Origin of the sequence: Tenacibaculum pacificus (assembly GCF_027941775.1) — a bacterium.
Lineage (GTDB): Bacteria > Bacteroidota > Bacteroidia > Flavobacteriales > Flavobacteriaceae > Polaribacter > Polaribacter pacificus_A.
On sequence record NZ_CP115917.1, the window covers coordinates 229926 to 251039 of the forward strand.

The 21114-nt window shown below is 30.6% G+C and carries 12 protein-coding genes, 2 tRNA genes, 1 rRNA gene and 1 pseudogene; 12 read left to right on the plus strand and 4 right to left on the minus strand.

The features are described from left to right. Nucleotides 1–16 precede the first annotated feature (16 nt). Nucleotides 17–1117 carry an alanine racemase gene (alr, locus tag PG913_RS01000; protein WP_271231231.1) on the minus strand — a complete coding sequence of 367 codons (1101 nt, stop codon included), beginning with the start codon at nt 1115–1117 and terminating at the stop codon, nt 17–19. After that, nucleotides 1110–1721, minus strand: coding sequence for a thymidine kinase (locus PG913_RS01005; RefSeq protein WP_271231232.1), 612 nt, complete (start codon nt 1719–1721; stop codon nt 1110–1112). The genes alr and PG913_RS01005 overlap by 8 nt, the downstream gene beginning before the upstream one ends. A 102-nt stretch (nt 1722–1823) precedes the next feature. On the opposite strand from PG913_RS01005, the gene PG913_RS01010 reads away from it, so the two are divergent. Beyond that, nucleotides 1824–2726: a hypothetical protein gene (locus tag PG913_RS01010; RefSeq protein WP_271231233.1), complete on the plus strand. Its 903-nt coding sequence runs from the start codon at nt 1824–1826 to the stop codon at nt 2724–2726. Nucleotides 2727–2737: 11 nt separating this feature from the next. After that, nucleotides 2738–3484, plus strand: coding sequence for a glycosyltransferase (locus PG913_RS01015; RefSeq protein ID WP_271231234.1), 747 nt, complete (start codon nt 2738–2740; stop codon nt 3482–3484). Nucleotides 3485–3590: 106 nt separating this feature from the next. Here PG913_RS01015 and PG913_RS01020 read toward each other — a convergent pair whose 3' ends face one another. Next, nucleotides 3591–4418 (minus strand): universal stress protein, encoded by an 828-nt coding sequence (locus PG913_RS01020; RefSeq protein ID WP_271231235.1) that lies wholly within the window; start codon nt 4416–4418, stop codon nt 3591–3593. 165 nt (nt 4419–4583) lie between these two features. Here PG913_RS01020 and rimP point away from each other — a divergent pair, with 165 nt between their 5' ends. The 4 genes from rimP to PG913_RS01040 all read left to right on the plus strand — a co-directional run bounded on the left by rimP (nt 4584) and on the right by PG913_RS01040 (nt 9792). Next, entirely contained in the window at nt 4584–5045 is a 462-nt protein-coding gene (gene rimP, locus PG913_RS01025) for a ribosome assembly cofactor RimP (RefSeq protein ID WP_271231236.1), read from the plus strand. A 12-nt stretch (nt 5046–5057) separates the two neighbouring features. Further along, nucleotides 5058–6314, plus strand: coding sequence for a transcription termination factor NusA (gene nusA, locus PG913_RS01030; RefSeq protein WP_271231237.1), 1257 nt, complete (start codon nt 5058–5060; stop codon nt 6312–6314). Between the two features lie 129 nt (nt 6315–6443). Then, on the plus strand, nt 6444–9308 hold the full coding sequence (gene infB / locus PG913_RS01035; protein ID WP_271231238.1) for a translation initiation factor IF-2: 2865 nt from the start codon (nt 6444–6446) through the stop codon (nt 9306–9308). Between the two features lie 139 nt (nt 9309–9447). Continuing rightward, the gene (locus PG913_RS01040) at nt 9448–9792 is read left to right on the plus strand and encodes a hypothetical protein (RefSeq protein ID WP_271231239.1); all 345 of its coding nucleotides are present in this window, start codon (nt 9448–9450) and stop codon (nt 9790–9792) included. A 21-nt stretch (nt 9793–9813) separates the two neighbouring features. Here the strand turns inward: PG913_RS01040 and PG913_RS01045 are convergent. Further along, nucleotides 9814–10862 (minus strand): annotated as a pseudogene (locus PG913_RS01045) (endonuclease/exonuclease/phosphatase family protein). A gap of 175 nt (nt 10863–11037) precedes the next feature. On the opposite strand from PG913_RS01045, the gene PG913_RS01050 reads away from it, so the two are divergent. The 6 genes from PG913_RS01050 (at nt 11038) to PG913_RS01075 (ending at nt 21095) form a co-directional block, all read left to right on the plus strand. Continuing rightward, a complete protein-coding gene (locus PG913_RS01050) occupies nt 11038–13824 on the plus strand; it encodes a carboxypeptidase-like regulatory domain-containing protein (protein ID WP_271231240.1) in 2787 nt (928 codons plus the stop codon). 87 nt (nt 13825–13911) lie between these two features. Then, nucleotides 13912–15846 (plus strand): DUF5689 domain-containing protein, encoded by a 1935-nt coding sequence (locus PG913_RS01055; protein WP_271231241.1) that lies wholly within the window; start codon nt 13912–13914, stop codon nt 15844–15846. A 328-nt stretch (nt 15847–16174) separates the two neighbouring features. Beyond that, nucleotides 16175–18424 (plus strand): inorganic phosphate transporter, encoded by a 2250-nt coding sequence (locus PG913_RS01060; protein ID WP_271231242.1) that lies wholly within the window; start codon nt 16175–16177, stop codon nt 18422–18424. An 838-nt stretch (nt 18425–19262) separates the two neighbouring features. Then, nucleotides 19263–20780: ribosomal RNA gene (locus PG913_RS01065) — 16S ribosomal RNA — on the plus strand. Nucleotides 20781–20861: 81 nt separating this feature from the next. Next, a tRNA-Ile gene (locus tag PG913_RS01070) sits at nt 20862–20935 on the plus strand. 86 nt (nt 20936–21021) lie between these two features. Further along, nucleotides 21022–21095: transfer RNA gene (locus PG913_RS01075), tRNA-Ala, on the plus strand. Nucleotides 21096–21114: the final 19 nt, after the last annotated feature.

Genomic DNA, 21114 nt, shown 5'->3' on the forward strand with positions numbered 1-21114 from the left:
CAATTATAAGTAAAATTTAGTGTTTAACCATTCTTTTTACACGTTGTGAAATAGCAGTAAGTGTTTCATAAGGAATAGTTTCACATTTATGAGCAATATATTCTATATGTTGTTGGTGATTAAAAAGGATAACTTCATCACCTTCATTACATTCAATTTTACTAACATCAACCATAATCATGTCCATACAAACATTTCCTATAATTGGTACAGGAGTATTATTAACAAAGACAAAACCTTCTTTATTACCTAATTTACGAGAAATTCCGTCGGCATGTCCAATAGGTATTGTAGCACTACGGGTTGGTTTAGTAGCAACAAAAGCCCTGTTATAACCAACAGTTTCACCTGGTTGAATAATATGTATTTGTGAAATAATAGATTTTAAGCTATGTGTGTTTTTTAGTTGTGCAGTTTCTTTTTTATTATTTGCAAAACCATATAAACCAATACCGATACGTACCATATCAAACTGAGCTTGTGGGTAATTAATAACTCCAGAAGTATTTAAAATATGAATCATAGGCTTGTAACCTAAATGTTGATAAATTTGTTTTACGATATAGGCAAAGTTATTTATCTGTCCAATAGTAAATTCTTGTTCATTTGGATCTTCGCTTGCTGCTAAATGAGAAAAAATAGATTCAACCTTTATATTGTTCGATTTTTTTAATTCAGAAATAAGTGTTGGTGTATCACTATGCCAAAAGCCTAATCTATTTAAACCAGTGTTAAATTTGATATGAACAGGATAGTTCATTAATGGTTTTTCATCTGCTAATTTTAAAAAAGCATCAAATATTTTAAAGTTGTATAAACTTGGTTCTAGTCGATATTTTACAATATCCTTTAGATTTTGAAGTTGCGGATGTAATACTAAAATAGGTGTTTTAATACCTGCTTCACGTAAAATAATTCCTTCATTTGAATATGCAACAGCAAAATAATCAACTTTATCTTCTAGTAATTTGGCGATTTCTGTTGATTCACTACCGTAACCAAAAGCTTTTACGACAGCTAAAATTTTAGTTTCAGGTTTTAGTTTTTGCTTAAAATAAGCAAGATTATGTTGTATTGACTTAGCATCAATTTCTAAAATAGTTACGTGATTATTCATCTGATAAATTTTCTTTCTTTTTATGTTGTTCTTGTACAGCTTTGTAATAAGCGGCTCTACTTAACGGTTCGTATTCTTGTAATTCACCTAATAAAACTAGGTCATCATTAGCTGCTTTTCTATGACTGTAATGTGCTAAGTTACCTGTATGTGTGCAAACAGCGTGTACTTTTGTAACATATTCGGCAGTAGCCATTAATGCAGGCATTGGCCCGAAAGGGTTTCCTTTAAAATCCATGTCTAAACCTGCTACAATAACACGAATTCCACTATTAGCTAAATCGTTGCAAACCGCTACAATTCCATCATCAAAAAATTGAGCTTCATCAATACCAACAACATCAACATTGTTAGCTAATAATCTAATATTTGAAGAAGAAGGAACTGGTGTCGATCTAATTTTGGTAGCATCGTGAGATACTACTTGATGCTCATCATAACGAGTATCTATTGCTGGTTTAAAAATTTCGACACGTTGCTTTGCAAATTCGGCACGTTTAAGTCTGCGAATTAATTCTTCAGTTTTTCCTGAAAACATTGAGCCACATATTACTTCTATCCAGCCAAATTGTCCTGTGTTATTTACTGTATTTTCGAGAAACATTTTGTATTTTTAGGCGCTAATTATTTAATTTTGTGTTACTTTCGAGTAGGAAACAAATTTATTAAAATTAAACAGTAAAAATTAAAATCAAAAGAACAACTTATGCACAAAAAGCTAGCGTCAGATTTAACCAGTTTAGCACACAGTATTTTACAGATGAAAAATAAGGATGATGTGTTTGAGTTGAAGCATAAAGCATATGAGGTTTATGAAAAACTTTCGGTTTTAGTTTATATAGAAGAGTATATAAATAATACTCCTAATCCTTCAAAAACAAAAGAAGAATTATTGGAGGATGTTTTATTGGCTGAAGAAAATAGAACTAGAAGTAAAATTGAAAAAAGAGATCTTGAAATTTCTTTATTAAAAAAAGAAACAGTTGTTTATCACTTAGAAGAAGAAGTTGAAGAGATTCCTAAAATTGTTAAAAAAGAAGAAGAACAGATTCAACAGATAATAGAAGAAGTACTTGTAGATAAAATTCAAGAAACTCCTATAAAAAATATAGTAGTAGATACTATTATAGATGTTGTACCCGAAGAAAAGCCTGTAATAAATACTCCTGTAAAAGAAGTTGAAGAAATTATAGAGCAACCTTTTGATGAAATATCACGCTTGTTATCTCAAACTGATGATAATGTTAAAAATGATGTAAAGGATATAGGAGAAATCAAAAATAAAACTCTTGAAGAGGAATTACATGGAACAATATCTGTTGATATTATGGCAGATTTATTTGAAAAAGTAACACCAAAAAAATCATTGAATGATTTGTTACAAACTACAATTCAAATAGATTTAAATGATAGAATTGTTTTTGTAAGACATTTATTTGATGGTAATCAAAATGATTTTAATAGAGTGATTTCTCAATTAAATACATTCAAGACAGAAAAAGAAGCTAAAAGGTTTATCAATAATATGATAAAACCAGATTACGATTGGTCAAATAAAGAGATACATGAAGCTCGATTATTTGAAATTATTGAAAGAAGATTTGCTTAAAAATAGTATAGATGAGTGATAAGAATAGAGAGATGAAGTATATATTTTGCATGAAATGGGGTACGTTATACGGACCTGAATATGTAAATAGATTATACGCTATGGTGAAAAAGAATTTATCATATGATTTTAAAATGGTTTGTTTTACCGATGATAATACTGGTATTATAGATGAGGTTGATTGTTACGAGATTCCAGAAATGAAAATTCGTACAGATATACCTGAAAGAATGTGGAAAAAGTTAACAACCCTAAAAGATGATTTATACGGGCTTGAAGGAACAGCGCTTTTTTTAGATTTAGATATTGTTATTGTTGATAAAATTGATTGCTTTTTTGATGTTGATGGTTCTTTTAGAATAATTAAAGATCATAGTTGGAGATCTTGGAGAATAACAGGAAATTCATCTGTTTATAGGTTTGATATCGGTAAGCACGGATATGTTTTTAATGATTTTATTAAAAATTTTGATGAGATAAGGAAAATCCACAGAAATGAGCAAGAGTATTTAACACACAGTATTAATGATAATTCAAGTCTTCAATATTGGGATAAAAAATGGTGTCCTAGTTTTAAATATGATTGTGTTTCTAGGTTTCCATTAGCTTTTTGGAAGAAACCAGTAATACCTGCTGGTGCAAAAATTATAATTTTTCACGGAGAAATTAATCCACATAACGCTATAAAAGGAGGACGAGGTAAATGGTACAGATATGTTCGCCCTGCACCTTGGGTTGCTGATTACTGGATTAAATAGTAATTATTTATAGTTTATAAAACAGAAAAATACAGCGTAATGCTGTATTTTTCTGTTTTATAAAAGTTCAATTAGCTTTAAAATGAAATTTTTAATATTAATATAGTTATACTTTCAGAGTTAAAACAGGTCTTAAAACATTTTTCGATAAATCTATAGAAACACTCGAATTAAAAAATTGAGATAAACCACTTCTTCCATGAGTTGCTAATGAAACTAAGTCAACATCGTTTTCGTTAGAAAAATTTAAAATACCATCTTGAACTGATGTGTCATTGTATATTTTAATAGAATAATCATCTATTTTATATTTTTCAACAAACGCTTCAATTTTATTTATAGAGTCAGTTGTGTTTTCAAAGTTATTAGGTGTGTTTACCTTTAATAAATAAATTTTACTTTTAAACTTTGTTGCAAAATCTAAAAATCCCTCAAGTGCTTTTGCTTCATCATTTTCAAAGGTAGAAGCGAAAACTAGTTTCTTTAATTTAAAATTATCGTTATCTTTTTTAGTTATAATTATAGGTATTTCAGAATTTCTAACCGTTTTTTCAGTATTTGAACCAATTATAATTTCTTCTAAAGCCGTTTGACCTTTAGAACCCATAACAATTAAGTCTGCATTAATTTTTTTAGAATAATCTCTAATTCCTTCATACGGGTTTTGAAAACGAATAGCATGTTTTACATTATTAAAATCAGGAAAAAAGGTGTTCTTATAGTTAATGATTTTTTCTTTAATCATTTTAATATATAACATACTTTCAGGGATAGTTACGTTTGCACCTGATCCCATATCTTTAAATCCACTAGGTAATTCCACCATATGAATTAGGTGTATTTCACCAGCTGTTTTTTTAGCTATTTTAGAAGTTAGTTTTGCAGCATATTCAGAATGCTTTGAGAAATCGATAGGAAGTAATATTTTTTTCATAATTAAAAGATTTAAAGATAGATACTCGTCTAAAGTTACAAAAAATATTCTAAATTAGAAAACTAAAAGACATTTGTATGTTAATGAATAACTTACTATATTTGCACCAAATTTATTAATTAGATTGATACAGGGGACGAGAGTCCCCTCTTTTTATACCTTAGCATGAATCAAGAGAAAGTTAGAGAATTATTAGACGAAGCATTACAGGAAAATCAATCATTATATTTAATTGACTTGCAATTTTTAGCAAACAGTAAAATAAAAGTGATTGTTGATGGTGATTCAGGAGTCCCTTTAAATGAATGTATGCGTATTAGTAGAAAAATAGAGCATAATTTAGATAGAGAAGACGAAGATTTTTCTTTGGAAGTAACTACCCCTGATATTGCACATGCATTAACGGTTAAACGCCAGTATAAAAAGAATATAAATAGAATTCTGAAAGTTAAAACAGCAACTGAAGAATTTGAAGGTACGTTAAGCGAAGCAACTGATCAAAGTATTACATTATGTTGGAAAGCAAGAGAGCCTAAGCCAATAGGTAAAGGTAAGCATACGGTAGAGAAGATAATGACTTTGTTGTATCAAGATATTAGTGAAGCAAAAGTGAAGATCATATTTTAATAAGAGAATGAAATGGAAAATATTGCGTTAATTGAGTCATTTTCAGAATTTAAAGATAATAAAAGTATAGATAGAGTAACTCTAATGTCTATCTTAGAGGAAGTTTTTCGTGCAGCATTAAAACGTAGGTTTGGATCAGATGAAAACTTTGATATAATTATTAACCCTGATAAAGGGGATTTAGAAATTTGGAGAAATAGAATTGTAGTAGCAGATGGTTTTTCTGAAGATGATAATGAAGAAATAGAGCTTGCAGAAGCACGAAGAATTGAGCCAGATTTTGAAATTGGTGAAGACGTATCTGAAGAAGTAAAATTAATAGATTTAGGAAGACGTGCTATTTTAGCCTTACGCCAAAATTTAATTTCTAAAATACAAGAACACGATAGCACAAATATCTTTAAGCAGTTTAAAGACTTAGAAGGAGAAATATATAGTGCAGAAGTTCATCATATTCGTCATAATGCAGTAATTTTGTTAGACGATGAAGGAAACGAAATTGTTTTGCCTAAAAGTGAGCAAATTCGTTCTGACTTTTTTAGAAAAGGAGATTCTGTTCGTGGAGTTATAAAGTCAGTAGAATTAAGAGGTAATAAACCTGCTATTATTTTATCAAGAACATCACCAGATTTCTTAGTGAAATTATTTGAACAAGAAATTCCTGAAGTTTTTGACGGATTAATTACCATAGAAGGTGTTGCAAGAATACCTGGTGATAAAGCAAAAGTAGCGGTAGATTCTTATGATGATAGAATTGACCCAGTAGGAGCTTGTGTTGGTGTAAAAGGATCTCGTATTCACGGTATTGTTCGTGAATTAGGAAACGAAAATATTGATGTAATCAATTATACCAAAAATGAAGCTTTATTTGTTGCAAGAGCATTAAGTCCTGCAAAAGTAACTTCAGTTGATATTAAGCCTTACGAAGAAGAAAGAAATGGTAAAAAAGGACGTGTAAGCGTTTTATTAAAGCCAGAAGAAGTATCAAAAGCAATTGGTCGTTCAGGAGTAAATATTCGTTTAGCTAGTGAGTTAACAGGATATGAAATTGACGTACAACGTGAAGGATTAGAAGAAGAAGATGTTGAGTTAACAGAATTTTCTGATGAAATAGAAGCTTGGGTAATTGCAGAATTTAATAAAATTGGTTTAGAAACGGCAAAGAGTGTACTTGAAAAAGACGTTTCAATGTTAGTGCAAAGAACTGACTTAGAAGAAGAAACAATATTAGATGTTCAGAGAGTTCTAAGAGAAGAGTTTGAAGAATAATAAACATAAAGGAAATCAGTCTCCTGCTAAATTGATGATAATCAATACAAAATCTGATAAAAAAAGAAAAAAACGTAACTATACTGATGTATAAAGTGTGTTTTTTGAATATAAAGTATAAAATAATTTATGGCTGAAGGCAACAAATTAATAAGACTTAATAAAGTATTAAGAGAATTTAACATTTCTTTAGATAGAGCTGTAGAACACTTGGCTAAAAACGGTCATAAAGTAGAATCACGTCCTACTGCTAAAATTTCTGATGCGGAATACCAAATATTACTTGATGGGTTTCAAACAGATAAATCGAAGAAAGTGGCCTCAAAAGAAGTTAGCGAAGAAAAGCGTAAAGAAAAGGAAGCTAATCGTCAACGTGTAGAAGAGGAGCAGGAGAAGAAGAGGTTAGAAGACGAAGTGAAAAAGCAAGAAGTTTTAAAAGCCAAAGCTAAAAGATTAGAGGTTAAAACTGTAGGTAAAATTGATATCAAAACTGGGAAACCAGTAGAAGAGAAAAAAATACCTGAACCTATAAAAGAAGCACCAAAAACGGTGATAGAAACAGTTAAGAAAGAAGTGTCTGTTCAAGAAACTAAGATTGTTGAAAAACCAATAATCAAGGTAGCGGTAAAGAAAGTTGAACCTATCAAAGTTAAGCTTGAACAGCCTAAAGAAATTAAGATTAAAGAAGTTAAGCCCGAGGTTGTGAAAGCAGAAACACCTAAGAAAATAGAAATTAAGGAAGTCAAAAAGGTTACAGAAACAAAACCTGAGGAAGTAAAAGCAGAAAAACCTGTTGAAATTACTGCCGAAAATGCTGTAAAGTTAAAAACACAGTATAAAAAATTAGATGGCCCTAAAATTACAGGAATTAAAATTGATTTAAAACAATTTGAACGTCCTAAAAAGAAGAAGCCAGAAGCTAAAACAGACGCAGATAAAAGAAAGCGTAAACGTATTAGCAAACCAGGAACACCTGCTAAAGCAACAGGGGAAAAAAGAGTCGTAAGACCTGCTCAAAATAGAAGTGGTGGAAATCGTACGCCATTTAGAGGTAGAGCAGCTCAAAGACCAGCCGTTAAAAAAGAAGAACCAACTGAAGCAGAAGTACAAAAACAAGTACGTGAAACTTTAGAAAGACTTCAAGGTAAATCTAAAAGAGGAAAAGGTGCTAAGTATCGTAGAAATAAAAGAGAGGCGCACAGAGAACACACCGAAGCTGAATTAGAAGCACAAGCGTTAGATAACAAAATATTAAAAGTAACAGAATTTGTTACTGTAAGTGAAGTTGCTACGATGATGGATGTTCCTGTAACAAATATTATTTCTTCACGTATGATGTTAGGAATGATGGTAACAATGAATCAACGTTTAGATGCTGAAACATTAGTTATTGTTGCTGAAGAGTTTAATTATAAAGTGGAATTTGTTGGAGCTGAAGTAGAGGAATCTATTGAAGAAGTTGAAGACAAACCAGAAGATTTAATAAATCGTGCACCAATTATTACGGTAATGGGTCACGTAGATCATGGTAAAACATCGTTATTAGATTATATTCGTAAAGCGAACGTAATTGAAGGTGAATCAGGAGGAATTACACAACATATTGGTGCGTATTCTGTACCAGTTGGAGAACAACAAATAGCCTTTTTAGATACACCAGGTCACGAGGCCTTTACAGCAATGCGTGCTCGTGGAGCTCAAGTAACCGATTTAGTAATTATTGTAGTTGCTGCCGATGATGATGTAATGCCTCAAACAAAAGAAGCAATATCTCACGCACAAGCAGCTGGAGTTCCAATTATATTTGCTATTAATAAAATTGATAAGCAAAATGCGAACCCAGATAATATTAAAACACAATTATCAGCTATGAATTTATTAGTTGAAGATTGGGGTGGTAATATTCAATCACAAGAAATTTCAGCTAAAACAGGACAAGGAGTTGAAGAGTTACTTGAAAAAGTATTATTAGAAGCTGAAATATTAGAATTAAAAGCTAATCCTGATAAAAAAGCAACAGGAGCAGTTGTTGAAGCTTTATTAGATAAAGGTAGAGGTTATGTATCAACAATTTTAGTACAAGCAGGTACTTTAAAAATTGGAGATTATATTTTAGCAGGTAAGCATAGTGGTAAAGTTAGAGCTATGTTTGATGATAAAGGTAAAAAAGTCTTAGCAGCAGGACCTTCTACACCAGTATCAATTTTAGGATTAGACGGAGCACCACAAGCAGGTGATAAGTTTAATGTATTTGAAGATGAGCGTGAAGCCAAACAAATTGCAGCAAAACGTTCTCAATTACAACGTGAGCAATCTGTAAGAACTCAAAAAACATTAACATTAGCAGAAATTGGTCGTCGTATCGCATTAGGAGATTTCAAAGAATTAAACATTATCTTAAAAGGAGATGTAGATGGTTCGGTAGAAGCCTTAACAGATTCATTCCAGAAATTATCTACTGAAGAAATTCAAGTAAATATTTTACATAAAGGAGTTGGAGCAATTACAGAATCTGATGTATTATTAGCAACAGCTTCAGATGCAATTATTGTTGGATTTAATGTACGTCCACAATCAAATGCAAGAGTTATAGCTGATAGAGAAGAAGTAGATATTAGAACTTATTCTATTATTTATGATGCTATTAATGATCTTAAAGATGCCATGGAAGGAATGTTATCTCCTGATATGAAAGAAGAAATTCTTGGTAATGTTGAAATTAGAGAAGTTTATAAAATTTCTAAAGTTGGTAACATTGCAGGATGTATGGTAATGAGTGGTAAAGTAACTAGAGATGCTAAAATCCGTATTATTAGAGATGGTATTGTAGTTCATGACGGTTTATTATCATCATTAAAACGATTTAAAGATGATGTTAAAGAAGTTACAAAAGGATACGATTGTGGTCTTCAAATAAAAGGTTATAACGATATTCAAGAAAGAGATGTAATTGAAGCTTATACTGAAATAGCAGTTAAGAAAAAGTTGAAATAAAACATTCTAAAATATATAATTAAAAAAAGACACCTTATTTAAGGTGTCTTTTTTTGTTTATAATAGAATTAAAATAGATTTATATTTATTTAGATTAAATATAAATAAAATGTATATTTGCTCCGTAATAAATTTGAATATGGAAAACATTATAAAAATATACGACAATAAAATTGGAATTTCATTTTGCTGGAAAGATACTAGTAATACTTTAGTTCAAATAATATTTAGAGATACTGGCTTTCATTTAACCGAAAATCAAATAGAAGAGTTTTCAGAAAAAGTACTCGATTCTAAAAGTCAAAAAAATTGTGCTAATTGTCCAAAAGCAGATAATTGTAAATCTATTTTGTTACAAACTCCATCGGAAAAAGTAAGTATGGCAGTTTCACAAATTGAACTTGGACAGATAGATGATTTATTGAAAGGAACATTATTTCAAATGAGAATGAATAATTATTTAGATGATTTGTGTAAAAATTAAAAGCTCAATATTTTTAAAAACTTAATTTTCTTTGATTAAATACATATAAACAGGATAATGATCGCTGTAACCACCTGTATATTTTGAGTAAGAAAAACTTCTAAAAGGATAGCCTTTATAGCGTCCTTTTTTTTGTGTTAAAAATTGTTTGTTAAAAATACCAGCTTTAAACATTTTAAAAGAAGTAAAATCTTTATCGCCTGTATCTAATAGTTCTGAACTAATAATTATTTGATCAAATAAATTAATATTATCTCTATATCCTAAAGTATTAAAACCTTTACGAAACATATTTTCAAAAGGATTATAAAGATCACCTTCTTGAATATTCTTTTTTTTGCTTTTGTTTTTAGTACTTTTTTAAAACTACTATTAATAGGGTCATCATTAAAATCGCCAATAATTAATATTTTAGGAGTTAAGTCATTTTTTTTAATTTGCTCAATAATTTGAGTTACTTTATAAGCTGCTTTTTCACGTAATGGTCTGCTTTTAGATTCACCTCCTCTGCGAGATGGCCAATGATTTACAAGTATATGAATTAACTCATCATCCAAATAACCCGAAACCCAAAGTATATCTCGGGTATATACTTTTCTATTATCTTTATAAATACGAGGATTGAAAGCCTCAAAATGTACTGGTTTAAAATATCTTTTCTGATATAATAAAGCAACATCAATACCTCGTTTATCAGGAGAATCAAAATGAATGATTCCATAATTTTTATTTTTAAGGTTTTTAGAGTTTACTAAATCATTTAAAACCTTTTTGTTTTCAATTTCAGCAACTCCTAAAATAGCTGGACTTGTTTTTGTTTTTTCAGCTCCTAATTGTAAAATAACATCGCTTAATTTTGATATTTTATCCCAATAAATTTTTTGTTTATTTCCTTTTATTGACATTATTGGACTTGCTTCATCATTTTTTGAGGTGTCATTAATAGTATCAAAAAGATTTTCAAGGTTATAAAAACCAATAGTTCTTATTTTGTATTTTTTTTGAGCGTGTAGTGTATCAGAAAATAGAGTAATGATTATAATAACTGTAAGTAGTATTATTTTTTTCATTCTAAAACATTTTACATCAAAAATAAAATAAATTTTAAATGCAAAAGCCTATCAATAAAAAATACCTCGATTTTTTAATATTAACTTAACAAATTAAATATATATGTGCCTTAATTTACGCTGTATAGACTAAAGTGTTTTATAGTAGTAGTTTAACTTTTTTAAAGAGTTATTAATGAAGAATTTTATAGTAACAATGTTATTACTGTTTTTAAGTTTATTTACTTTAAATGCGCAAAATAATGTAAAAGGAATTGTTATTCATGGGGATACAGAAATACCATTAGAAGGTGTTGCTATCCGTGTAAAAAAAATGGATATTATTAGTAAAACAGCTATTGATGGTACTTTTACATTAAATAATGTACCTAAAGGAAAACAACTTGTTATTATTTCTTTAAAAGGATTTGAAACTCAAAATTTTCCTGTAGTAGTATCTGATAAAATACTGAATTTAGGAACTGTTTTTTTATATGAAGATACTGTAAAATACGAAGATTTAAGCACAATTACACTTACAGATGATGAATTAAATGATGAATCAAATACTGCGGATAATATTTCAGGATTATTACAAGCATCAAAAGATGTTTATTTAAGAACTGCCGCTTATGAATGGAGTTCCTCTTTTTATAGAATTAAAGGTTTAGGTTCTGAAAACTCAAAGGTACTTATCAATGGTATTGAAATGAATAAATTATATAACGGTCGTCCACAATGGAGTAATTGGGGTGGTTTAAATGATGTATTAAGAAATCAAGATTTTAGCAACGGATTATTACCTTCGGCTTATACTTTTGGAGGTGTTTTAGGTGTTACGAATATGAATACTCGTGCTTCTGATTATAGAGCAGGTGGTAAAATTTCTTACGCATCATCAAACAGAAGTTATTCTCATCGTTTAATGGCGATGTATGCTACAGGAATACTCAAAAAAGGCTGGGCAGTTACGGTATCTGCAAGTAAACGAAAAGCAAATCAAGGGTTTATTGAGGGAACAATGTATAATGCAAACTCCTTATTTATTTCTTTAGAAAAAATATTTAATGAAAATCATAGTATAAATGCAACTGCTATTTATACCAAAAATTCAAGAGGAAAGTCAGCAGCAAATACACAAGAAGTTTACGATATTAAAGGCATCAAATACAATCCTTATTGGGGTTATCAAAATGGGAAAATTAGAAATGCTCGTATCAAAAGAATAGATGAGCCTATTTTTATGTTGAATCATTATTGGAATATCCGAAGTAAAACTACTTTAGAAACAGGTATTGCGTATCAATTTGGTGAAATGGGAAATTCTCGTATTGATTTTAATGGAGGAAATGATCCTGATCCGACCTATTATAGAAAATTACCTAATTATTTTTTAAAGGATTCTTATTATGGTAAAGATTTTGAAAATGCGTATAAATCATTAGTAAATTTTCAAAATGATGGACAGTTAAATTGGAATGATTTATATATCGGAAATGAAAAAAGTGGCGACAATGCATTGTTTGCACTTTATGAAGATAGAACTGACGACAGGCAATTAACTGTAAACACTATTTTAAATTCAGAATTAACTAATAATATTACGTTAAATGCGAATTTAGAATATCGAAAATTGGCTTCAGAAAATTTTGCAAGTATTATCGATTTATTTGGAGCTACTGGATATTTAGATATCAATAAATTTGGGAATTTAGGTCAAGATGATTATCAAAATGATGTATTGCATCCTAATAGAATTGCAAAAGTTGGAGATAGATTTAAATATAATTATGAATTAGAAGCCGAAGTATATGGTGGCTTTGCACAATTACAATTCAAATATAATAAGATAGATTTTTTTATCGCAGGAACTGCAAACAATACAAGTTATCAACGAAAAGGTTTGTATAAAAATGGAATTTATCCTGGTCATGTTAGAGATACTGAAATACCAACCTCTTTTGGAACTTCAGAAAAATTAAATTTCCTTGGATATGGTGCAAAAGCGGGTTTTACTTATAAAGTTTCAGGACGACATTTATTAAATTTTAATGGAGGTTATATCAGTAAAGCGCCTTCAATTCGAAATTCTTTTGCTAATTCAAGATTAAATAATTTAACGGTTGATTCGGTTGGTAATTTATTGAATGAAAAAATAATGTCTTTTGATGCCAGCTATATTGTAAGAAGTCCTTTTCTAACCACAAAACTTACAGGATATTATACTACAATTAAAGATGCTACTGATATTGCTTTTTATTTTACAAGTGCTGAAAATCTTTTTATTCAGGAAATTGTAACAGGAATAAATAAGAAACATCTAGGTGTTGAATTAGGTATTGAGGCACAAGTTTTATCGACTTTTAAATTACGAGCAGCGGCAAATTTAGGGCAATATATCTATGATAATAATCCAAATATTGCTTTAGCTTCAGAAATAAGTATTGATTCTGAAAGAGCGGGTTTTGATAAAAGAGGAATAAAAGATTATGGAAAAGCAAGTCTTAAAAATTATAAAGTAGCTTCTGGTCCGCAAACAACGTATTCTTTTGGTTTTGATTATCGAGACCCAGATTATTGGTTTGTTGGCGTAACTGGTAATTATTTAGATAACGCTTATGTTGATCCTTCGGTTATAAAAAGAACAACTTCTTTTATTTCTGATGATCAACAGCTTTTTCCTGATTTTGATCCTGCTTTAGCAAGAAAATTATTAACTCAAGAAAAATTTGACGGCTATTTTACTTTAAACGCAATTGGTGGTAAAACTTGGCGAGTTGGTAAAAATAAGTATGTCGGGTTTTTTGCAAGCATCAGTAATTTGTTAAATAAAGCTTACAAAACAGGTGGATACGAGCAAGGACGTACAGCAAATTATGGATTAGAAAGTAAAGATAACGCTTACGGAACACCTGTTTTTGGTACTAAATATTGGTACGGAAGAGGTACTAGTTATTTCTTAAATATAAATTATAGATTTTAAAATCATCTTAAAAAAAAATAAAACGTAGAAAAAATGAGGGCTATCATAAAGAAAAATATATTTAAATTCTTTTGTATCATTTTTATAATGTTGTCTTTTTTATCTTGTGTAGAAGATGGCGAATTTGAACTTCCTATTTTAGGAGCTGAGAAAGAATACAAAAATTTAAAATCGTTAACTGAAATTGCTAGTTTATATCAAGGAAGTTTAATCGAAATTAAAGAAGATATTACAACTTCGGCATATGTAACTTCTAATGATAGAGAAGGTAATTTTTTTAAATCAATTTTTATTCAAGATGCTTTTGAAAATCCAAAAATTGGTTTTGAAATCAAAATAAATGATACCAATTTACATGCAAGATATACCGTAGGACGTAAAATTTTTATAAAAATTAAAGGCTTGTTTTTAAATAAAAATAAAGATGGAAGTTATCAAATAGGTGATAGAAATACCTTCGGAAATGCAATTGATAGAATAGGCGTAAATGATTATGTTAATTTTATTGATAGAGCTTCTGAAATTGCAACGATAACTCCACTTCCTTTAAAAATTAGTGAATTATCAGAAAAACATCAGAATATACTTATCAAAATAAATAAAGTGCAATCAGAAATAAAAGGTTTGCAATATGCTTGGCCAAAAGCAGGTAGTTCTATTTATTTTGTTGATAGAATGCTAGTTTCGTGTGAATCATCAGAAAAAATAATTTTTAGAAATAGTATTTTTTCAACATTTAAAGGGTTATTTATTCCTGATAAAAAAGGAGCTATTACTGGAGTTTTTACGATTGTGGAATCAGAAAAAATGGTAATGATTAGAGATACAAAAGATATTAATTTCACTGAAGATTATGGCTGTTTTAATAATCCAACATTAGCTTCGTTATCTGATGTGAAAAATTTATTTACTCAAGATGAAACATTGATTTCTGAAAATTTAAAAATAAAAGTAGTAGTTACTTCTGATAGTAGTAAAGGTAATATTTCAACTAAAAATGCTTTTGCTCAAGATGCTTCAGCAGGAATTTTATTAAATTTTACCGATACTCATAATTTAAATTTAGGTGATGAAATTGAAATAGCTGTTGGCGAATTATCATTAACAAAACAAAATGGTTTATTACAGTTAAATTTGACATCAAAAAACATAGTAACCAAAACAACTGGGATATTACCACTTGCTGAATTAATTACTATTGAACAAGCTTTATCAGGTAATTACGAAAGTAAATTAGTTAAAATTGAAGATGTTCAGTTTAAAAATATCACAAAAAATTATTTAGGATTAAATACTTTAACTTCTGATTGTGATAATGAATTAAAAATATCATCAATAGAAACAACGGCTATATTTTCTAATAATCAAGTAAATGATAAAAAAGGAACTATTACTGGAATAATGACACAAAATAATGAGGTTTTTATCCATATTAGAGATGAATCTGATATTGATTTTAATGAAAATTATGAATGTACATCTGTTGATAATAATCCAATATCTAATGATTTGTTTTTTTCAGAATATGCAGAAGGAAGTAGTAGTAATAAATATATTGAAATTTATAACGGAACAGGTGAAGTAGTTGATTTATCAAATTATAAGGTTGAATTATATATTAACGGTTCAACAGTTTCTTCAAAAAATATATTTCTGAATACATTGTCAAATACATTACTTGATAAAGAGGATGTTTTTGTTATTTATCATACTAAGGCTTCTAATTTCATAAAAAGTGAAGGAGATATCAATGCTTCTGTAGCTTTTTTTAATGGTGATGATGCCGTAGTTTTAAAACATAATGATATTATTATTGATGTAATTGGTTTGGTAGGCGAAGACCCAGGGACGGCTTGGGAGGTTGCTGGAATTTCAAATGCAACTCAAAATCATACTTTGATAAGAAAATCATCAGTAATTAAAGGAAATACTACTTGGAATATAAGTGCAGGAACAAATATTAGTAATTCTGAATGGGAAGTAAAAGATCAGGATTATTTTTCATCCGTAGGAAAAAAATAATAACATAGTTGTTTTAATAGTTTAGTTAATAAGATAAATTAATTTTTTAAATAATTAAGGAAAACAAATAATTTACATTGATTTCAATTTGTTTTTTTAATGAAAAAGTACTAATAACATAGTTTTTTTATTAAAAAAAACAGTAAAAAATCATGTTTTTTTGATGTTTAAAAACTTGTTAATAAGTGTTTAAGTTGTTTTTTTTATTAATAATTTTTTATCATTTTATATTACTGATTCTTCTGTATTTACTTGAAAAAAATAACATAAACCTAACACACGCACAAAGTAGGGGTTGTAATTTTGTTAACCTTAAAAAAAACCAAAAATGGGGGATCCATATATTTTAATGTTAATCGGGTTAGCAGTTTTAGCTATTATCGATTTAGTTGTAGGTGTTAGTAATGATGCTGTTAATTTTTTAAACTCTGCGATTGGTTCAAAAGCAATTCGGGTTCGAAATATAATGATAATCGCTAGTGTTGGTGTGTTCTTCGGAGCTGTAACATCTAGTGGTATGATGGAGGTAGCACGTAAAGGAATATTTAACCCCAACATGTTTATGTTTCAAGACATCATGTTTATTTTTATGGCGGTAATGATTACGGATGTTTTACTGCTCGATATTTTTAATTCCCTTGGGATGCCAACTTCTACTACGGTATCCATTGTATTTGAATTGCTAGGTGCGGCTGTTTGTATTTCGTTATTAAAAATTTCAGCAAATGATTCTCAGTCTATTACAGATATTTGGAATTATATTAACCATGAAAAAGCTGTAGAAATTATACAAGGAATCTTACTTTCCGTAGTGATTGCCTTTTCAGTAGGTGCAATTGTACAGTTTATATCTAGAATAATATATACCTTTAATTTTGAAAAAAGAAAGACTTATGTAAGTGCTTTATTTGGAGGTTTTGCTATTACTGCAATTACTTATTTTATCATTATTAAAGGAATGAAAGGTACGCCTTGGTATACCGATATTAAAGGATCAATAGAAGGAAATACTTTATTAATTATTTCGGCAAGTTTTGTCGTTTGGAGTTTAATTTCTCAATTTTTAATTAGTGTATTTAAAATTAATATTTTAAAATTAATTATTGGTGTTGGAACTTTTTCTTTAGCAATGGCTTTTTCAGGAAATGATTTAGTGAATTTTGTTGGAGTACCAATTGCAGCATTAAATTCATACGATGCATGGAAAGCTTCAGGTGTATCGGCTGATGCATTTTCAATGGGTATTTTAGCTAGAAAAGTACCATCTAATGTATGGTTGTTATTGGTTGCTGGTGCCATTATGGTTGTTACTTTATGGACTTCTAGTAAAGCACAAGATGTAATTAAAACAGGTATTAATTTATCTAGACAAGGTGAAGGTCATGAAAAATTTCAACCAAATCCATTATCTAGAATTGTTGTTAGAATAGCAATGTTTATTAATGCAGGTATTCGTAAAGTATTTCCAGATAAAACATTGGCTTTTGTAGATTCTAAATTTCAAAAACCAGTAATAGATTTATCTAGAGATAAAACATATGAAATGCCAGCTTTTGATTTAGTAAGAGCTGCCGTAAATTTAATTGTTGCGGGAATTTTAATATCAATTGCAACATCAATGAAATTACCATTATCAACAACTTATGTAACATTTATGGTAGCAATGGGTACATCTTTAGCCGATAGAGCTTGGGGACGTGAAAGTGCTGTATACAGAGTTGCTGGTGTAATTAATGTAGTAGGAGGTTGGTTTTTAACAGCATTAATTGCTTTTATTGCTGCTGGAGTTATCGCTTATTTAATTAGTTGGAGTATGGTAATGATTCCTGTATTATTATTAGTAGTGATTTTCCTAATTGGTAGAAATACATTAATTCATAGAAAAAAATCTAAAAAAGAGAAAAAACAAATTCATATTGAAAGAGCTGAATTAATTACTATTAACGGAGTAATTGAAGAAAGTGCCGATCATATTGCAGGTGTTGCAACACGTGTAAACAAATTATATACGAATGTTGTAAATGATTTAGCCGAACACGATTTAAACAAGTTACGTAAAACAGATAAACATGTAGCGAAGTTAAATGATGAAATTGATGGATTAAAAGATGGGGTTTTCTATTTTATTAAATCATTAGACGAAACATCAGTACAAGCAAGTAGATTTTATATATTAGTTCTTGGTTATTTACAAGATGTAGCACAGTCTATTAGTTATATTTCTAGAGCAAGTTTTAAACATGTAAATAATAATCATAAAAACTTAAAGAAAGAACAATTAGAAGATTTGAAACATATCGATAATACGCTTTCTAAATTATTAGATGATATTAGTGATACTTTTGATAATAGAACTTTTGATAATTTAGAACTTATTATTAATGAAAAGAAAGAGTTATTGAAAAAAGTTTCTACTTCTATCGAAAAACAAGTAGCTCGTATTAGAAAAGACGAAACAAGTCCTAAAAACACTACATTATACTTTAGTATTTTACTTGAAACACAAGATTTAGTTTCTGCTCTTATGAGTTTACTAGAAACTTATGAAGAGTTTCATATAAGTAGTAGAGATAACTAAAAAATAGTTTTCTATCAAAGTCAATTAAAAACCTTCAATTAATAATTGAGGGTTTTTTATTGATTTTTTGTAGCAATTTCCCGCTTTCCGCACTCGCTTTTTTTGTTTTTTCGAAAAGAAAAACAAAAAAGAGCTCAAACAAATGCTTCAATCGGGGCTAGGCATTCGTACAAAATTATTATAATTCCTTATTTTATTGATTATTTAGAGTTTTTTAAAAACAAGATTCCCGTCACGCTGAATTTATTTCAGCATCGCATAAAGCGAAGAACTACGGCAAATCAGGATTTCAAAAAAAAAATAAACCAGCTGTAAACCGAATAAAACAGTTGTTTTAAATTCAAATAATTAAAAAGAACAAAAAAATATTTAAATTAAGGTATTGAAAAACAATTAATTAAAAAATACTTTGAAAATAAATAAAAAAGCATGCTTGCTATTCCAACAAAAGGACGTAGATTTGCAACCGCTAACGGAAAAACGCAAGTTTAAAAGTTAACAAGGTTCATTAAAATATCGTTAAGTATCACATTAATAAAATGTAAAAAATAAGTTAAGTTTAGCTTGTTTGTAACAAATAAAAGGATGTATATTTGCAACCGCTTTCAGAAAGCGTAACGATTAAAGAAATTTGGAAATGACAATAATATGTCAGTTAGTTCGATTCTAACGTTTCTACAAAAAATGATAGGCGTAAAAACTTATCTCTGGTTTTTTTAAAAAACTAGGTTCATTGAAAATATTGAAATTGACAGCGTAAATAAGAGTGGAATAACCACGTTCTATTAATTTAGAACAAATTCTTTTGAAACTTATTCATTAATATTATTTAAAATATACAATGAAGAGTTTGATCCTGGCTCAGGATGAACGCTAGCGGCAGGCTTAACACATGCAAGTCGAGGGGTAACAGGTAGCTTGCTATGCTGACGACCGGCGAACGGGTGCGTAACGCGTATAGAATCTGCCTTGTACAGGAGGATAGCCTTTAGAAATGAAGATTAACACTCCATAATGTGTAGAAGAGGCATCTCTTTTGCATTAAACATTTATGGGTACAAGATGACTATGCGTCCTATTAGCTAGATGGTAAGGTAATGGCTTACCGTGGCAACGATAGGTAGGGGGTCTGAGAGGATTATCCCCCACACTGGTACTGAGACACGGACCAGACTCCTACGGGAGGCAGCAGTGAGGAATATTGGTCAATGGAGGCAACTCTGAACCAGCCATGCCGCGTGCAGGATGACTGCCCTATGGGTTGTAAACTGCTTTTATACAGGAAGAAACCGATCTACGTGTAGATCCTTGACGGTACTGTAAGAATAAGGACCGGCTAACTCCGTGCCAGCAGCCGCGGTAATACGGAGGGTCCGAGCGTTATCCGGAATCATTGGGTTTAAAGGGTCCGCAGGCGGTCAATTAAGTCAGAGGTGAAATCCCATCGCTCAACGATGGAACTGCCTTTGATACTGATTGACTTGAGTTATATGGAAGTAGATAGAATAAGTAGTGTAGCGGTGAAATGCATAGATATTACTTAGAATACCGATTGCGAAGGCAGTCTACTACGTATATACTGACGCTGAGGGACGAAAGCGTGGGGAGCGAACAGGATTAGATACCCTGGTAGTCCACGCCGTAAACGATGGATACTAGTTGTTGGACTTCGGTTCAGTGACTAAGCGAAAGTGATAAGTATCCCACCTGGGGAGTACGGTCGCAAGACTGAAACTCAAAGGAATTGACGGGGGCCCGCACAAGCGGTGGAGCATGTGGTTTAATTCGATGATACGCGAGGAACCTTACCAGGGCTTAAATGTGGTCTGACAGCTTTAGAGATAGAGTTTTCTTCGGACAGATCACAAGGTGCTGCGTGGTTGTCGTCAGCTCGTGCCGTGAGGTGTCAGGTTAAGTCCTATAACGAGCGCAACCCCTATTTTTAGTTGCTAACAGGTTAAGCTGAGGACTCTAGAGAGACTGCCGGTGCAAACCGTGAGGAAGGTGGGGATGACGTCAAATCATCACGGCCCTTACGTCCTGGGCTACACACGTGCTACAATGGTATGGACAATGAGCAGCCACTGGGCGACCAGGAGCGAATCTATAAACCATATCACAGTTCGGATCGGAGTCTGCAACTCGACTCCGTGAAGCTGGAATCGCTAGTAATCGGATATCAGCCATGATCCGGTGAATACGTTCCCGGGCCTTGTACACACCGCCCGTCAAGCCATGGAAGCTGGGGGTGCCTGAAGTTCGTTACCGCAAGGAGCGACCTAGGGTAAAACTGGTAACTAGGGCTAAGTCGTAACAAGGTAGCCGTACCGGAAGGTGCGGCTGGAACACCTCCTTTCTAGAGAAAGATGGTGAGTTACAAAAGGGAAGTTTTACTCTTTGCTGTTAATTTTAAAAAACACTAATAACAAGCTATTATAGTCTCATAGCTCAGCTGGTTAGAGCGCTACACTGATAATGTAGAGGTCGGCAGTTCGAGTCTGCCTGAGACTACAAAAAGCAAGTTGTTAGAAAGGAAATTCTGGAAACTAGAGGGTTCTAAATTCGTAATTCTGAATTCATAATTCTGAATTTCAAATGGGGGATTAGCTCAGTTGGCTAGAGCGCTTGCCTTGCACGCAAGAGGTCATCGGTTCGACTCCGATATTCTCCACAACGGCATAAAGTTGTTC